Origin of the sequence: Klebsiella sp. WP3-W18-ESBL-02 (genome assembly GCF_014168815.1) — a bacterium.
GTDB lineage: Bacteria > Pseudomonadota > Gammaproteobacteria > Enterobacterales > Enterobacteriaceae > Kluyvera > Kluyvera ascorbata_B.
Map to the genome: position 1 here is coordinate 5,128,439 of NZ_AP021972.1, position 15,653 is coordinate 5,144,091.

Annotated in this window: 11 protein-coding genes; 10 read left to right on the plus strand and 1 reads right to left on the minus strand. The window is 51.0% G+C overall.

All coding sequences use genetic code 11. The annotated features are described in order from the left end of the window. Positions 1-5 precede the first annotated feature (5 nt). Genes atpH through H7R56_RS24635 form a run of 5 tightly spaced genes read left to right on the plus strand, consistent with a single transcriptional unit; the run spans position 6 to position 4,855 of the window. Positions 6-539, plus strand: coding sequence for a F0F1 ATP synthase subunit delta (gene atpH / locus H7R56_RS24615; protein WP_106930105.1), 534 nt, complete (start codon positions 6-8; stop codon positions 537-539). A gap of 12 nt (positions 540-551) precedes the next feature. Beyond that, complete coding sequence (gene atpA / locus H7R56_RS24620) at positions 552-2,093, plus strand: F0F1 ATP synthase subunit alpha (protein ID WP_106930107.1); 1,542 nt, start codon at positions 552-554, stop codon at positions 2,091-2,093. 49 nt (positions 2,094-2,142) lie between these two features. Further along, complete coding sequence (atpG, locus tag H7R56_RS24625; RefSeq protein ID WP_035893615.1) at positions 2,143-3,006, plus strand: F0F1 ATP synthase subunit gamma; 864 nt, start codon at positions 2,143-2,145, stop codon at positions 3,004-3,006. Between the two features lie 26 nt (positions 3,007-3,032). Continuing rightward, positions 3,033-4,415 carry a F0F1 ATP synthase subunit beta gene (gene atpD / locus H7R56_RS24630; protein ID WP_035893613.1) on the plus strand — a complete coding sequence of 461 codons (1,383 nt, stop codon included), beginning with the start codon at positions 3,033-3,035 and terminating at the stop codon, positions 4,413-4,415. A gap of 20 nt (positions 4,416-4,435) precedes the next feature. Further along, positions 4,436-4,855: a F0F1 ATP synthase subunit epsilon gene (locus H7R56_RS24635; RefSeq protein WP_064540602.1), complete on the plus strand. Its 420-nt coding sequence runs from the start codon at positions 4,436-4,438 to the stop codon at positions 4,853-4,855. 512 nt (positions 4,856-5,367) lie between these two features. Here H7R56_RS24635 and H7R56_RS24640 read toward each other — a convergent pair. Next, positions 5,368-7,545: a right-handed parallel beta-helix repeat-containing protein gene (locus H7R56_RS24640; protein WP_106930111.1), complete on the minus strand. Its 2,178-nt coding sequence runs from the start codon at positions 7,543-7,545 to the stop codon at positions 5,368-5,370. Between the two features lie 344 nt (positions 7,546-7,889). Here H7R56_RS24640 and glmU point away from each other — a divergent pair, with 344 nt between their 5' ends. The 5 genes from glmU (at position 7,890) to H7R56_RS24665 (ending at position 15,646) form a co-directional block, all read left to right on the plus strand. Continuing rightward, complete coding sequence (gene glmU, locus H7R56_RS24645) at positions 7,890-9,260, plus strand: bifunctional UDP-N-acetylglucosamine diphosphorylase/glucosamine-1-phosphate N-acetyltransferase GlmU (RefSeq protein WP_106930113.1); 1,371 nt, start codon at positions 7,890-7,892, stop codon at positions 9,258-9,260. A gap of 180 nt (positions 9,261-9,440) precedes the next feature. Continuing rightward, positions 9,441-11,270, plus strand: a complete 1,830-nt coding sequence (gene glmS / locus H7R56_RS24650; RefSeq protein ID WP_106930116.1) for a glutamine--fructose-6-phosphate transaminase (isomerizing) — start codon at positions 9,441-9,443, stop codon at positions 11,268-11,270. Positions 11,271-11,733: 463 nt separating this feature from the next. Further along, a complete protein-coding gene (locus tag H7R56_RS24655; RefSeq protein WP_106930119.1) occupies positions 11,734-12,306 on the plus strand; it encodes a chaperone-usher fimbrial major subunit in 573 nt (190 codons plus the stop codon). A gap of 103 nt (positions 12,307-12,409) precedes the next feature. Then, the gene (locus H7R56_RS24660; protein ID WP_413782706.1) at positions 12,410-13,108 is read left to right on the plus strand and encodes a fimbrial chaperone; all 699 of its coding nucleotides are present in this window, start codon (positions 12,410-12,412) and stop codon (positions 13,106-13,108) included. A 21-nt stretch (positions 13,109-13,129) separates the two neighbouring features. Continuing rightward, positions 13,130-15,646: a fimbria/pilus outer membrane usher protein gene (locus H7R56_RS24665; RefSeq protein WP_106930125.1), complete on the plus strand. Its 2,517-nt coding sequence runs from the start codon at positions 13,130-13,132 to the stop codon at positions 15,644-15,646. The last annotated feature ends 7 nt before the right edge of the window (positions 15,647-15,653 follow it).

Below are 15,653 nucleotides of genomic sequence, written 5' to 3' on the forward strand. Positions count from 1 at the left end.
GGCTGATGTCTGAATTTGTTACGGTAGCTCGCCCCTACGCCAAAGCAGCTTTTGACTTTGCCGTCGAACACAAAAGCGTAGATCGCTGGCAGGACATGCTGGCGTTTGCCGCCGAAGTGACGAAGAACGAACAAATGGCAGAGCTTCTGTCTGGCGCACTGGCGCCGGAAACGCTCTCTACGTCGTTTATCGCTGTATGCGGTGAGCAACTGGACGAAAACGGCCAGAACCTGATTAAGGTCATGGCTGAAAACGGTCGTCTTAAAGTGCTCCCTGATGTTCTTGAGCAGTTCGTGCATCTGCGCGCCGCGAGTGAAGCTACCTCTGAGGTAGACGTCATCTCCGCCAATGCGTTGAATGAAGAACAGCTCGCGAAAATCACCGCCGCGATGGAAAAACGTCTGTCACGCAAAGTTAAGCTGAATTGCAAAATCGATAAGTCTGTAATGGCAGGCGTTATCATCCGTGCGGGTGATATGGTCATTGACGGTAGCGTACGCGGCCGTCTTGAACGCCTTGCAGACGTCTTGCAGTCTTAAGGGGACTGGAGCATGCAACTGAATTCCACCGAAATCAGCGAACTGATCAAGCAGCGCATTGCTCAGTTCAATGTTGTGAGTGAAGCTCACAACGAAGGTACTATTGTTTCTGTAAGTGACGGTGTTATCCGCATTCACGGCCTGGCCGATTGTATGCAGGGTGAAATGATCTCCCTGCCGGGTAACCGTTACGCTATCGCACTGAACCTGGAGCGCGACTCTGTAGGTGCTGTAGTCATGGGCCCGTACGCTGACCTTGCCGAAGGCATGACCGTCAAGTGTACTGGTCGTATCCTGGAAGTTCCGGTTGGCCGTGGCCTGCTGGGCCGTGTGGTTAACACCCTGGGTGCACCAATCGATGGTAAAGGCGCGCTGGACAACGACGGCTTCTCCGCCGTTGAAGCTATCGCACCAGGCGTAATCGAACGTCAGTCCGTTGATCAGCCAGTTCAGACTGGTTATAAATCCGTTGATGCCATGATCCCAATCGGTCGTGGTCAGCGTGAACTGATCATCGGCGACCGTCAGACCGGTAAAACCGCGCTGGCAATCGACGCCATCATCAACCAACGTGATTCCGGCATCAAGTGCGTCTACGTGGCTATCGGCCAGAAAGCGTCCACCATTTCTAACGTGGTACGTAAACTGGAAGAACACGGCGCGCTGGCTAACACCATCGTTGTTGTGGCAACCGCGTCTGAATCCGCTGCACTGCAATACCTGGCACCGTATGCCGGTTGCGCAATGGGCGAATACTTCCGCGATCGCGGCGAAGATGCGCTGATCATTTACGATGACCTGTCTAAACAGGCTGTCGCATACCGTCAGATCTCCCTGCTGCTTCGTCGTCCACCAGGACGTGAAGCATTCCCGGGCGACGTATTCTACCTCCACTCCCGTCTGCTGGAGCGTGCTGCGCGTGTTAACGCCGAATACGTTGAAGCCTTCACCAAAGGTGAAGTGAAAGGGAAAACCGGTTCACTGACCGCTCTGCCGATTATCGAAACCCAAGCGGGTGACGTTTCTGCGTTCGTTCCGACCAACGTAATTTCCATTACCGATGGTCAGATCTTCCTGGAAACCAACCTGTTTAACGCCGGTATTCGTCCTGCGGTTAACCCGGGTATCTCCGTATCCCGTGTAGGTGGTGCAGCACAGACCAAGATCATGAAGAAACTGTCCGGTGGTATCCGTACCGCGCTGGCACAGTATCGTGAACTGGCAGCGTTCTCCCAGTTCGCCTCTGACCTTGACGATGCAACCCGTAAGCAGCTGGACCACGGTCAGAAAGTAACTGAACTGCTGAAACAGAAACAGTATGCGCCGATGTCCGTCGCGCAGCAGTCTCTGGTTCTGTACGCAGCAGAACGTGGTTATCTGGCGGATGTTGAACTGGCGAAAATCGGTAGCTTCGAAGCCGCTCTGCTGGCTTACGTTGACCGTGATCACGCTCCGTTGATGCAAGAGATCAACCAGTCCGGTGGCTATAACGACGAAATCGAAGGCAAGCTGAAAGGCATCCTCGATTCCTTCAAAGCAACCCAATCCTGGTAAAGTCTGACGGCCTGTCTTAGGGCAGGCCGTAGGCATTGAGGAGAAGCTCATGGCCGGCGCAAAAGAGATACGTAGTAAGATCGCAAGCGTCCAGAACACGCAAAAGATCACTAAAGCGATGGAGATGGTCGCCGCTTCCAAAATGCGTAAATCGCAGGATCGCATGGCGGCCAGCCGTCCTTATGCAGATACCATGCGCAAAGTGATTGGTCACCTTGCGAACGGTAATCTGGAATATAAGCACCCATACCTGGAAGAACGCGACGTTAAGCGCGTGGGCTACCTGGTGGTGTCTACCGACCGTGGTCTGTGCGGTGGCTTGAACATTAACCTGTTCAAGAAACTGCTGGCGGATATGAAGGCATGGACCGAGAAAGGCGTTCAGTGCGACCTCGCAATGATCGGCTCGAAAGGTGTGTCCTTCTTTAATTCCGTAGGTGGCAACATTGTCGCTCAGGTAACCGGTATGGGCGATAAACCTGCCCTGTCCGAACTTATCGGTCCGGTAAAAGTGATGTTGCAGGCCTACGACGAAGGTCGTCTGGACAAGCTTTATATTGTCAGCAACAAATTTATTAACACCATGTCTCAGGTGCCGACGATCACCCAACTGCTGCCGTTACCGGCTTCAGAAGATGATGATCTGAAACGTAAAACCTGGGATTACCTGTACGAACCCGATCCGAAAGCGCTGCTGGATACCCTCCTGCGTCGCTATGTCGAATCTCAGGTCTATCAGGGCGTGGTAGAAAACCTGGCCAGCGAGCAGGCCGCACGTATGGTGGCGATGAAAGCCGCGACCGACAATGGCGGCAGCCTGATTAAAGAGCTGCAGTTGGTATACAACAAAGCTCGACAGGCCAGCATTACTCAGGAACTCACCGAGATCGTCGGTGGTGCATCCGCGGTATAACCAGGTTAATTCGTAGAGGATTCAAGATGGCTACTGGAAAAATTGTCCAGGTAATCGGCGCCGTAGTTGACGTCGAATTCCCTCAGGATGCCGTACCGCGCGTGTACGAAGCTCTTGAGGTGCAGAATGGTAATGAAGTTCTGGTGCTGGAAGTTCAGCAGCAGCTCGGCGGCGGTATCGTACGTACCATCGCTATGGGTTCTTCCGACGGTCTGCGTCGCGGTCTGGATGTTAAAGACCTCGAGCACCCGATCGAAGTTCCGGTAGGTAAAGCAACACTGGGTCGTATCATGAACGTTCTGGGTCAGCCAGTAGACATGAAAGGCGACATCGGTGAAGAAGAGCGTTGGGCTATCCACCGCGCAGCACCTTCCTACGAAGAGCTGTCCAGCTCTCAGGAACTGCTGGAAACCGGTATCAAAGTTATCGACCTGATGTGTCCGTTCGCGAAGGGCGGTAAAGTCGGTCTGTTCGGCGGTGCGGGTGTAGGTAAAACCGTAAACATGATGGAGCTGATCCGTAACATCGCGATCGAGCACTCCGGTTACTCCGTGTTTGCGGGCGTAGGTGAACGTACTCGTGAGGGTAACGACTTCTACCACGAAATGACCGACTCCAACGTTATCGATAAAGTATCCCTGGTATATGGCCAGATGAACGAGCCACCGGGAAACCGTCTGCGCGTTGCTCTGACCGGTCTGACCATGGCTGAGAAATTCCGTGACGAAGGTCGTGACGTACTGCTGTTCGTCGATAACATCTATCGTTACACCCTGGCCGGTACTGAAGTATCTGCACTGCTGGGTCGTATGCCTTCAGCGGTAGGTTACCAGCCGACTCTGGCGGAAGAGATGGGCGTTCTGCAGGAACGTATCACCTCCACCAAGACCGGTTCTATCACCTCCGTACAGGCAGTATACGTACCTGCGGATGACTTAACTGACCCATCCCCAGCAACGACCTTTGCGCACTTAGATGCAACCGTCGTACTGAGCCGTCAGATCGCTTCCCTGGGTATCTACCCTGCGGTTGACCCGCTGGACTCCACCAGCCGTCAGCTGGATCCGCTGGTTGTTGGTCAGGAACACTACGACACCGCTCGTGGCGTTCAGTCCATTCTGCAGCGTTATCAGGAACTGAAAGACATCATCGCCATCCTGGGTATGGATGAACTGTCTGAAGAAGACAAACTGGTGGTAGCACGCGCACGTAAAATTCAGCGCTTCCTGTCCCAGCCGTTCTTCGTAGCAGAAGTATTCACCGGTTCTCCGGGTAAATACGTTTCGCTGAAAGACACCATCCGTGGCTTTAAAGGCATCATGGACGGCGAATACGATCACCTGCCGGAGCAGGCGTTCTACATGGTCGGTTCCATTGACGAAGCAGTGGAAAAAGCCAAAAAACTTTAACGCCTTAATCGGAGGGTGATATGGCAATGACTTACCACCTGGACGTCGTCAGCGCAGAGCAACAAATGTTCTCTGGTCTGGTCGAGAAAATCCAGGTAACGGGTAGCGAAGGTGAGCTGGGTATTTACCCGGGCCACGCCCCGCTGCTCACCGCCATTAAGCCTGGTATGATTCGCATCGTTAAACAGCACGGTCACGAAGAGTTTATCTATCTGTCCGGCGGCATTCTTGAAGTGCAGTCTGGCACCGTGACCGTTCTGGCTGATACCGCGATTCGCGGTCAGGACCTCGACGAAGCGCGAGCTCTGGAAGCGAAACGTAAGGCCGAAGAGCACATTAAGAGCTCTCATGGTGACGTGGATTACGCTCAGGCGTCTGCGGAACTGGCCAAAGCGATCGCTAAACTGCGCGTTATCGAGTTGACCAAAAAAGCGATGTAACACCGGCTTGAAAGTCAAAAAGCCAGTCTGGTTTCCAGACTGGCTTTTTTTATGTCTTGTTTTAATTTAAATGAAACTGAAAAGGTATTTTAAATATTTTGTGATTAAGGTCACAAAACTGTTGATCGAAAAAATCTGGAGGAGTAGACTTCGTTTTGTGAGTTGAGTCACAAAAAATATCACTACTATCGCAGGATAAAAATCATGAAACTGATCAACAAAATCATCGCTCTCTTCAGCTCTATGAACATCTCTTTCGGTACTTTCAACCTGTAAGGTTGATGACCGCACTGACCGCCTCACCTGTAGGTCAGATGCCGTTCTGTTAAGCGCTGTACCGCTAACGAAAACCACAACACACGCGGTGTAAACAGAACCCAAAACGAAGAAGGTCGCCTCACGGCGACCTTTGTATTTTGTAGGCCGGATAAGCCGTTTACACCATCAACCGGCAATGTGCTCGCGGCATACCTGATGGCGCTGCGCTTACCAGGCCTACATGACAGACCACATTAATCCTTAGTCAGGAAATTCCCGGTATCAAAACTTCCATCCGCATTACGCTTCAGCGGCTGCGGTAACGACAGAGACTGGAAGTCTTCCGCGCGCAGTTCCTTCCCTTCGGTATTCACGCTTTTACCCTGCTCGATAAAGTAGTTGGTGGCATCGATATTGCCAACAACGGCATCATCGTATTTCCCCGGCTGGCTGCGCAGCGAAATGTTGTCGCTGAACACGCCCTGGGTGGCGGGATCGCCGTAAGGACTCGGGCGGAAGATAAAGTTAAAGCGCTGGTTATCGACCGCAACGTTGTTGACGACCACCAGCTTGCCCGGGTTGAAGTTATCGGTGAAGCCATCGAGATGGTTGCCAACCGCAATACTATTGCGGATCTCATGGGCGACCGGCTGGCCTTCGCCGCCTAGCTTAAAGCCATTGCTGGTATTATTACGGGCGATGGAGTTTTCAATCACGACCACGCCGTTGGCACCGTCTTCAATCTTGTTGAACAGGTCGTACCCATCGTCAATGTTATCATGGGAATAGCAGCCTTCCAGTCGGTTACCCTCACCCACGCGCATCTTCACGGCGAAGCCGTCGGCGTTAATCTTACCCGGGTCTTCGTTGCTATAAGACTCGGAATTCACCACCCGGTTGTAGCTGGCCCACAGCGGGCGACCAATCTTATCTGCCGAAGATATCTGAATCCCGGTATCGTCATTACGGTAAGCGCTGACGTTTTCAATCAGGTTGTGGCTCCCCTGAATACGCAGACTCTTATCGGTGATATCGATACCGCGCAGCGTCCAGTAGTGGCCGTCAAGCAGCATACCGTGGATAACCGCCTTTCCGGATGCCTCTAGCGTTTTATGGCCGTTTTCAAGGCCGCTAGCGGACAGCGGAATATCGGTCTTCGGGTAATCACCCGCAGCGAGCACAATTTTTCCGCCCGGTGGCACTAGCTCAATTGCCGTTTTCAAATCTAATGGCGAACCCTCAGTGCCTTTGGCGTCGACCTTGCCGTCTGCTGCCGCATACAGCGTGGTAGCCGTAATGCCTTTTTCCTGGCTTACGGTCAGCTGCTGCTCAACCGGTGAACGATCTTTGCCGCTGGTGGGGGTGAAGCTAATCTGGAACGTATTGTTGTCTTTCAGCCGGGCCGGCAGGGTGAACATTTCGCCGGCTTTAACCGCTTTATTCTCCCCGATCACCACTTCATTTTGCCGTACGGTGAACTGCCCGTCGTAGTTAGCACGTGCCTGGAGGGTATACGTTGGCGTCTGACTCTTACTGCCAGAGGCTATCTGCATTACCACCGGCCACGATTTGGCGACGAAAGGTTTAGAGGCGACGGTTTGGGCCGCTGAGGTGGTTAATGACGCGTTGCTGACGGTAATCCTGGCATTACGTGATGCAAAGAAGCCGACGTAATATTGTTGCTTATCCTGAACGGAAATGAGATCGGCATGTGGTACGCGTTCGCTCACCCACTCTTCGCTATTGGCTGGAGCCCAGGCGGTGATGAAGCCGTCGTTGGTGCGTTCGAGCTTGAGGCGGAAGGTTGGTGATTGGTGAAGATCGATCCCCTCTTTATAGCTGACCTTTTTGATCTCAGAACCGGCGTTGCCCCACGGCTGAGTAATACCGTTACGTGCAATCGCCTGGAGCTTCACGCGGTAATCATCCTTTTTATCCTGCGTCATGATGGCGTTCATCACCATATTTGACGCAGCGGGGAACTCTTCATAGCCTTCTTTCAGCGGCTCCTGGCGCGGAATACCGATGATATCGCGCACCAGCAGGCCTGCGCCTTCCTGTGCTGCTGGCCTGGCGCCATTTTCCGGACCGAACTGATCCACGGTGACCGTTGCCGAAAGAACAAAGTTCTTATCGGTAGGCAGTGTGGTGTAGAAGAAGGTCAGGCCATCATGAGAGTTGGCGATTTTTCCGCCGCGGCTTTCAATGGTGATGGGTTTACTGAGATCGGCAATTTGCTGTGGTGTCAGCGTCTTACCGTCGATGGTAACGTTATTCACGCCCACTTTCTCCGCCAGTACGTTGGAGGAGAAGTTGACGTCGGTGGACTGCCCAAAAGCGATCGCTTTCCATTGCTGGGGCGTCTGGGCCTGCGCGGAGAGAGAGAGCGCTGCGCTACAGAGGGTAAGAGCCAGAGGTATCTTCTTGTTCATATTATCTTCCTGAATGGTTGAGCGCCGTAATTATCACCAAATCAAAACGCTGTTTCTTTTTTGTTCGTCACAATAATGAGTAAATAAAACGCTGTTTTAATTAGACGCGTTCTTTATTCAGGTGGCAAAAAAACAGGATAAGCAGTGAGATAGCGTAGAATCAGACTGTTGGTCTGATTTCTTACAAGACAAATGGATTTGATATGGACGAAAATAAGGAAAGAAAAACAGTGCTAAAGGGAATGTTGAACGTTTTATCGGCAGGCCATTTCATGCTGCAAAATATGTAGAATTTTCAACGATAACCCGGTTTACTTCATACTTAATCTACAGACAGGATACCTATGTCTAACCGTACCATGAGCGTTGTGATCCTTGCCGCTGGCAAAGGCACACGCATGTATTCCGAACTTCCGAAAGTGCTGCACACCCTGGCGGGAAAACCCATGGTGCAGCATGTCATTGACGCCGCTAACCATGTCGGCGCGAACCAGGTGCACCTGGTGTACGGCCACGGTGGCGATTTACTGAAGCAAACCTTAACGGAAGGTAACCTGAACTGGGTGCTTCAGGCTGAACAGCTGGGTACCGGCCACGCCATGCAGCAGGCGGCACCGTTCTTTGCTGATGACGAAGATATTCTGATGCTGTACGGCGATGTGCCGCTGATCTCGGTGGAAACGCTGCAGCGCCTGCGTGAAGCGAAGCCGCAGGGCGGCATTGGTCTGCTGACGGTCGTGCTCGACGATCCAACCGGCTATGGCCGTATTACCCGCGAAAACGGTAAAGTTTCTGGCATCGTGGAGCAGAAAGATGCGAGTGAAGAGCAGCGCCAGATTCGTGAAATTAACACCGGCATTCTGATTGCGAACGGTGCCGATCTCAAACGCTGGCTGGCGAAGCTCGACAACAACAACGCGCAGGGCGAGTTCTATATCACCGATATTATCGCGATGGCGTACCACGAAGGGCGTGAGATTGCTGCGGTTCATCCGGCGCGTATCAGTGAAACCGACGGCGTGAATAACCGCCTGCAGCTGTCACGTCTTGAGCGTATTTATCAGTCCGAACAGGCAGAAAAATTGCTGCTGGCAGGCGTGATGCTGCGCGATCCCGCGCGCTTCGACCTGCGCGGCACGCTTACGCATGGGCGCGATGTTGAGATTGATACTAACGTTATTCTTGAAGGCAACGTCGTGCTGGGCAACCGCGTCAAAATCGGTACCGGCTGCGTCATTAAAAACAGTACCATCGGTGATGGCTGCGAAATTAGTCCATACAGCGTTGTAGAAGATGCCGTTCTCGAGGCGGCCTGTACTATCGGGCCGTTTGCTCGTCTGCGTCCCGGCGCTGAGCTGCTGGAAGGGGCACACGTCGGTAACTTTGTCGAAATGAAAAAAGCGCGTCTGGGCAAGGGCTCGAAGGCCGGTCATCTGACTTACCTCGGCGACGCGGAAATTGGCGACAACGTTAACATCGGCGCAGGGACTATCACCTGCAATTATGATGGTGCGAACAAGTTTAAAACCATTATCGGCGACGACGTGTTCGTCGGTTCCGACAGCCAGCTGGTGGCACCGGTCACCATCGGTAACGGCGTGACCATCGCCGCAGGAACCACGGTTACCCGTAATGTGGCCGATAATGAGCTGGTGCTGAGCCGCGTACCGCAGGTACACAAGCAAGGCTGGCAGCGTCCGGTGAAGAAGAAGTAGTTTTTTGTAGGCCTGATAAGGCGTAGCCGCCATCAGGCAGACAGGGGCGAGGCGATAACATAATCTCCCGCCCAACGTGCAGTACCTATAAAAATAACCCCATTCTCTACAAGGCTCGGGGCGCCCGGTATACGGGCAACAGGTTGACCGACAACGCGTAAAAAATCGGAACATAAAACTATGTGTGGAATTGTTGGCGCAGTCGCGCAACGTGATGTAGCTGAAATCCTTCTTGAAGGGCTTCGTCGTCTGGAATACCGCGGATATGACTCTGCCGGTCTGGCCGTCGTCGATGGGCAAGGGCATATGACCCGCCTGCGCCGCCTGGGCAAAGTCCAGATGCTGGCACAGGCTGCGGAAGAGCACCCGCTGCCAGGCGGCACCGGTATCGCTCACACCCGCTGGGCAACGCATGGTGAACCTTCAGAAGGCAATGCGCACCCGCATGTGTCTGATCACATTGCGGTGGTGCATAACGGCATCATCGAAAACCACGAACCGCTGCGTGAAATGCTGCAAGCACGCGGCTATGTCTTCGTTTCAGCGACCGACACCGAAGTGATTGCTCACCTGGTGCACTGGGAAATGGAACAGGGCGGTACATTACGTGAAGCCGTGCTTCGCGCGATTCCGCAGCTGCGCGGAGCGTACGGTACGGTGATCATGGATTCTCGCGATCCGAGCACGCTGCTGGCAGCGCGTTCCGGCAGTCCTTTGGTTATCGGTCTGGGCATGGGCGAGAACTTTATCGCTTCTGACCAATTAGCGCTGCTGCCGGTCACCCGTCGCTTTATCTTCCTGGAAGAGGGCGATATCGCGGAGGTTACCCGTCGTACCGTGGCCATTTTCGATAAGACTGGCGCGGAAGTGAAGCGTCAGGATATTGAATCCAACGTGCAGTATGATGCGGGTGATAAAGGCATCTACCGCCACTACATGCAAAAAGAGATCTACGAGCAGCCGAACGCGATCAAAAACACCTTAACCGGGCGTATCAGCCACGGTCAGGTGGATCTGAGCGAGCTGGGGCCAGAGGCCGATGCGCTGCTCGCTAAGGTTGAGCACATTCAGATTATCGCCTGCGGAACGTCCTATAACTCGGGCATGGTCGCGCGCTACTGGTTTGAATCGCTGGCCGGTATGCCGTGCGACGTCGAAATCGCCTCTGAATTCCGCTACCGCAAATCGGCCGTGCGCCCGAATAGCCTGGTGATCACCCTGTCGCAGTCCGGAGAAACCGCCGATACGCTGGCAGGTCTGCGTCTGACCAAGGAGCTGGGTTACCTGGGCTCGCTGGCGATTTGTAACGTGGCGGGTTCGTCGTTGGTGCGCGAGTCGGATTTGTCGATCATGACCAAGGCCGGTGCGGAAATTGGCGTCGCGTCGACCAAAGCATTTACCACTCAACTGACCGTTTTGCTGCTGCTGGTGGCGAAAATGGCGCGTCTGAAAGGTCAGGATGCGTCCGTTGAGCACGATATCGTCCACGGTTTGCAGGCGCTGCCGAGCCGTATTGAGCAGATGCTCTCACAGGATAAACGCATTGAAGCGCTGGCAGAAGATTTCTCTGACAAGCATCACGCGCTGTTCCTGGGCCGCGGCGATCAGTACCCCATCGCACTGGAAGGGGCATTGAAGCTCAAAGAGATCTCCTACATTCACGCAGAAGCGTATGCGGCGGGTGAACTGAAGCACGGCCCGCTGGCGCTGATTGACGCCGATATGCCGGTGATTGTTGTCGCGCCGAACAACGAGCTGCTGGAAAAACTGAAATCCAACATCGAAGAAGTGCGCGCGCGCGGCGGTGAGCTGTATGTCTTCGCCGATCAGGATGCGGCATTCAGCAACAGCGATAACATGCATATCATCGAACTGCCGCACGTCGAAGAGGTGATTGCGCCTATCTTCTACACCGTGCCGCTGCAGCTGCTGTCTTACCACGTGGCGCTGATTAAGGGCACCGATGTGGATCAGCCGCGTAACCTGGCGAAATCGGTGACAGTCGAATAAGGTATTACTCTCTGGTAAAAAAGGCCGCATAGCGGCCTTTTTTTTATTGGTGACATGACACAATAATCGTGTGATTTTTCGTTCGAAACTTAACCATAGCACAAAATGCAAATAAAATACCGGAATAATGATTATTCTATTTTTATCTTTTTGATATTGATTTCTTTAGCGTTATTTTTACTCTGGTATAAATTTATTCTGAATTATCATGCATTTTATGCAAGAATCTTAATGTATGTGTATAATTTAAATGTGTTATATATATATTTTGTCTTTGGTTTTACGTGTGGTATTGAAATATTACAATTATTCCACCGGAATAAATAAATTTTCATTCTGGAAATTAATTTATTTATCTTGTGACTAATTTGACTCCAGATGTATCATCATCCTGCAATTAAACCTCTATGTATATTATCGATAAAAATAGTGGTTATTATAATCAATGTTTATGGAGTCTAAAATGAAAGGAAAATTAACGGCTATTTCTTTAGCATTGTCCTCAGTATTTTTTCTCGGACATGCGATGGCCTCTGATGGTACTGTCCACTTCCGTGGTGAAGTGATTGACAGTACGTGTGAAGTGACCTCAGATACCAAAGATCAGAATGTCGACTTAGGTAAAGTAAACCGCACTGCATTCACCGGTGCAGGTTCTACCGCCGCGCCGATGGCTTTTGATATCAAATTGAAATCGTGCCCAGATACGTATACTAAAGCTGCCGTACGCTTTGACGGCACTGAAGATGCTAGTGGTAATGGCGATCTGGCTATTGGTAATCCGCTAAATACTTCAAACCCTGGTGATTATACCGGTACTGAACCCGCACCTGTTACCGCAACTGGCGTGGCCATTCGTATCTATAACAAAGCTGACAACTCTCAGGTTAAGCTGTATGAAAAATCGGCTGAAACCCCGATTGTTTCTGGTAAAGCTGCTATGCCATTTATCGCACGTTATGTTGCAACTGCTGCAAGCGTCACTGCCGGTACTGCTAATGCTGATTCTCAGTTTACTGTGGAATATGTGAAGTAATATAAGGAATCATTATTTTATTTTGATTTTTATTGTTAATTAGATGGCGCTCGTCACTGTGCTATCCCTTTGTCTTTATTGAGGCGAGCGTCTTTTTACTTTTTTGGATGTGTGTATGTCCGGTAATTTTATTAATGTAATATTATTTCTGCTTTGTTCATTTTATTCATCGTTATCTTTTTCCGGTGTTGTGGTGGGTGGTACACGAATTATTTTTCCTGGTAACGCACCTGATGCAACAATATCTATCTATAATAAAGAAACAAAACTACCCTATTTAATTCAATCATGGGTCGATCCATTTGGCAAAGATGATAAAAGTAAACCACCGTTTACAACAATACCTCCGGTATCTCGTCTTGAGGCAGGCCAGGAGAAAATTTTACGTATTGTGAAAACATCAGGCAGTCTTCCTGAAGACCGTGAATCTGTTTTTTGGTTTAATGTTAAAAATATACCTCCATCTGGTGATAATCAAGAGAGAAGCTCTCTTGAAATCGCTATCAAAACTCGAATTAAACTTTTCTGGCGTCCTACATCGATAACGATCACACCGGAAAAAGCGATTGCCAACGTCACCTGGAAGCACCAGGGAAATAATTTGGTGGTAACAAATCAGAATCCGATTCATATCAATATAATGAGCGTTGCGGTTGATGGGAAAGATATCTCATTGAATATGATTAGGCCTTTTGAAACCCTGACGCTGGATATCCCAGCCGGTGCTTCAGGCCGGACGTTGGTATGGAAATTCATTAACGATTACGGTGCGGTCAGCGATCCTATCAAACAGGCGCTTTAGTTACCCGATAAGGATGTCACGATGATTGATTCGCGTTACTGCATCGTATTGGTTTCTGGTGTATTCCTGAGCGCTGCTTTTCAGAGCATGGCACAGGATACTTTATTTAACCCGAACCTTCTGGAAATCGATCATCCTGTCAATATTGATATCCGCCAGTTTAACCGTTCCAATGCTCTTCCTCCTGATAATTATAAAGTTGATGTGGTAATTAACGGTCGTTTTTTTGAACGGCAGGATATTAAATTTATTCAGGATTCACCAGAGGGTGAACTTCATCCTTGCTTTATTACCGTAAAAGATGTTTTGTCTTCCTATGGCGTAAAAGTTGATGCGGTTAAGGCACTTAATAATATTGATGATAGTGCTTGCATAAATCCTGCTCCATTAATTGATGGATCTTCTTGGTTTTTCGATGCTAATAAATTGGCGTTAAATATATCCATACCACAAATTTACCTGGATAGTTCGGCGTATGATTATATCAGCCCCTCTCGCTGGGATCAGGGGATTAATGCGCTGATGGTTAACTATGATTTCTCAGGGTCACACACGTTAAAATCTAATTATGACTCCTCTGAGGATGACAGCTATTACCTCAACTTACGCAACGGTCTGAATATCGGCGCCTGGCGGTTACGTAACTACAGTACTTTAAACGCGACGGAAAATAGTACTGAATACCACTCTATCAGTAGCTACCTTCAGCGAGATATTGCCGCGCTACGTAGCCAGATCATGCTAGGAGATACCTGGACGGCGAGTGATATTTTTAACAGTACGCAAATCCGCGGGGCAAGGTTGTATACCGACGATGATATGTTGCCATCCAGCCAGAACGGCTTTGCGCCGGTAGTGCGTGGTATCGCTAAAAGCAATGCGACGGTGATCATCCGGCAGAATAATTACGTTATCTATCAGTCGGCAGTGCCGCAAGGTGCGTTTGAAATCACCGATCTGAATACCACCAGCGGTGGTGGCGACCTTGAGGTGACTATCAAAGAAGAGGATGGCAGCGAGCAGCATTTCACTCAGCCCTATGCTTCACTGGCCATTCTTAAGCGTGAAGGACAAACCGATGTGGACATTAGCGTCGGTGAAATGCGCGATGAGAGCGGTTTTACGCCCAACGTCCTACAGGCTCAGGTTCTTCATGGTTTGCCATGGGGCCTGACGCTGTATGGCGGCACGCAGATAGCGAATGATTATGCTTCTGCGGCAATGGGGATGGGGAAAGATATGGGATCTCTCGGCGCGCTTTCATTTGATGTCACACATGCTCACGCTCGATTTGACGACGGAGGCGATGAAACCGGCCAATCCTATCGTTTTCTCTATTCTAAGCGTTTTGATGAAACCGATACGAATTTCCGTCTGGTTGGATACCGTTACTCCACGGAAGGATATTACACGCTCAATGAATGGGCATCTCGGCAGAATAAGGATGAAGATTTCTGGATGACTGGCAACCGACGTAGCCGGATTGAGGGGACGTGGTCGCAATCTTTTGCCCGGGGTTACGGTAATATTTACCTGACGGTGAGCCGGCAGCAGTACTGGAAAACGGATGACGTCGAGCGGCTGGTTCAGTTTGGTTATGCTAATACCTGGCGGCGTATTTCATGGAACGTTTCCTGGAACTATACCGATTCTGCCAATAGTTATACGGGTAGCGAGTCTTATGATAATGAGAACAACCATGAGCATATTTTTATGCTGTCGGTTTCGGTACCGCTTTCCGGCTGGCTGGAGAACAGTTACGTCAATTATTCGCTGACGCAAAACAATCATAATGACAGCACGATGCAGGTCGGATTGGGCGGTACCGCGCTGGAAGATCATAACCTTGCCTATAACGTTCAGGAATCATGGGTTAGCGATCCGCAAGACAGCTATAGCAGTAACGCCAGCCTGAGCTATGACGGTACCTATGGCTCGGTTAACGGTAGCTATGCCTATAGTCAGGATTCACAGCGCCTTAACTACGGAGTTCGCGGCGGTATTCTGGTTCACAGCGGCGGCATCACTTTTTCGCAAGAGCTAGGAGAAACGGTGGCATTGGTTGAAGCGCCGGGGGCTGATGGCCTCTCAGTGGAGAACGCCACCGGCGTATCCACCGACTGGCGTGGCTACACGGTGAAAACACAAATGAACCCGTATGATGAAAACCGAGTGGCGATTAACAGCAATTATTTTTCGCGCGCCAATGTTGAACTGGAAAATACCGTGGTTAATCTGGTGCCAACGCGCGGCGCGGTGGTGAAAGCAACGTTTGTTACCCATGTCGGTTACCGCATTCTGTTTACGGTAGCGATGCCCGATGGTAAACCCGCGCCGTTTGGCGCGATGGCTTCGGCTGACCTGGAGTCAGGTACGGTGACGGGGATTGTTGGTGATAATGGTGAACTCTATTTATCCGGGATGCCGCTGGAAGGCCGCTTTACGCTAGCGGGGAGTCAGGGAACCTGTACTGCGCAGTATCACATTTCTGCGCCGAAAAATAATGAACTGCTGCAAATGCCGGTTCGTTGTCAATAAAAGGGAT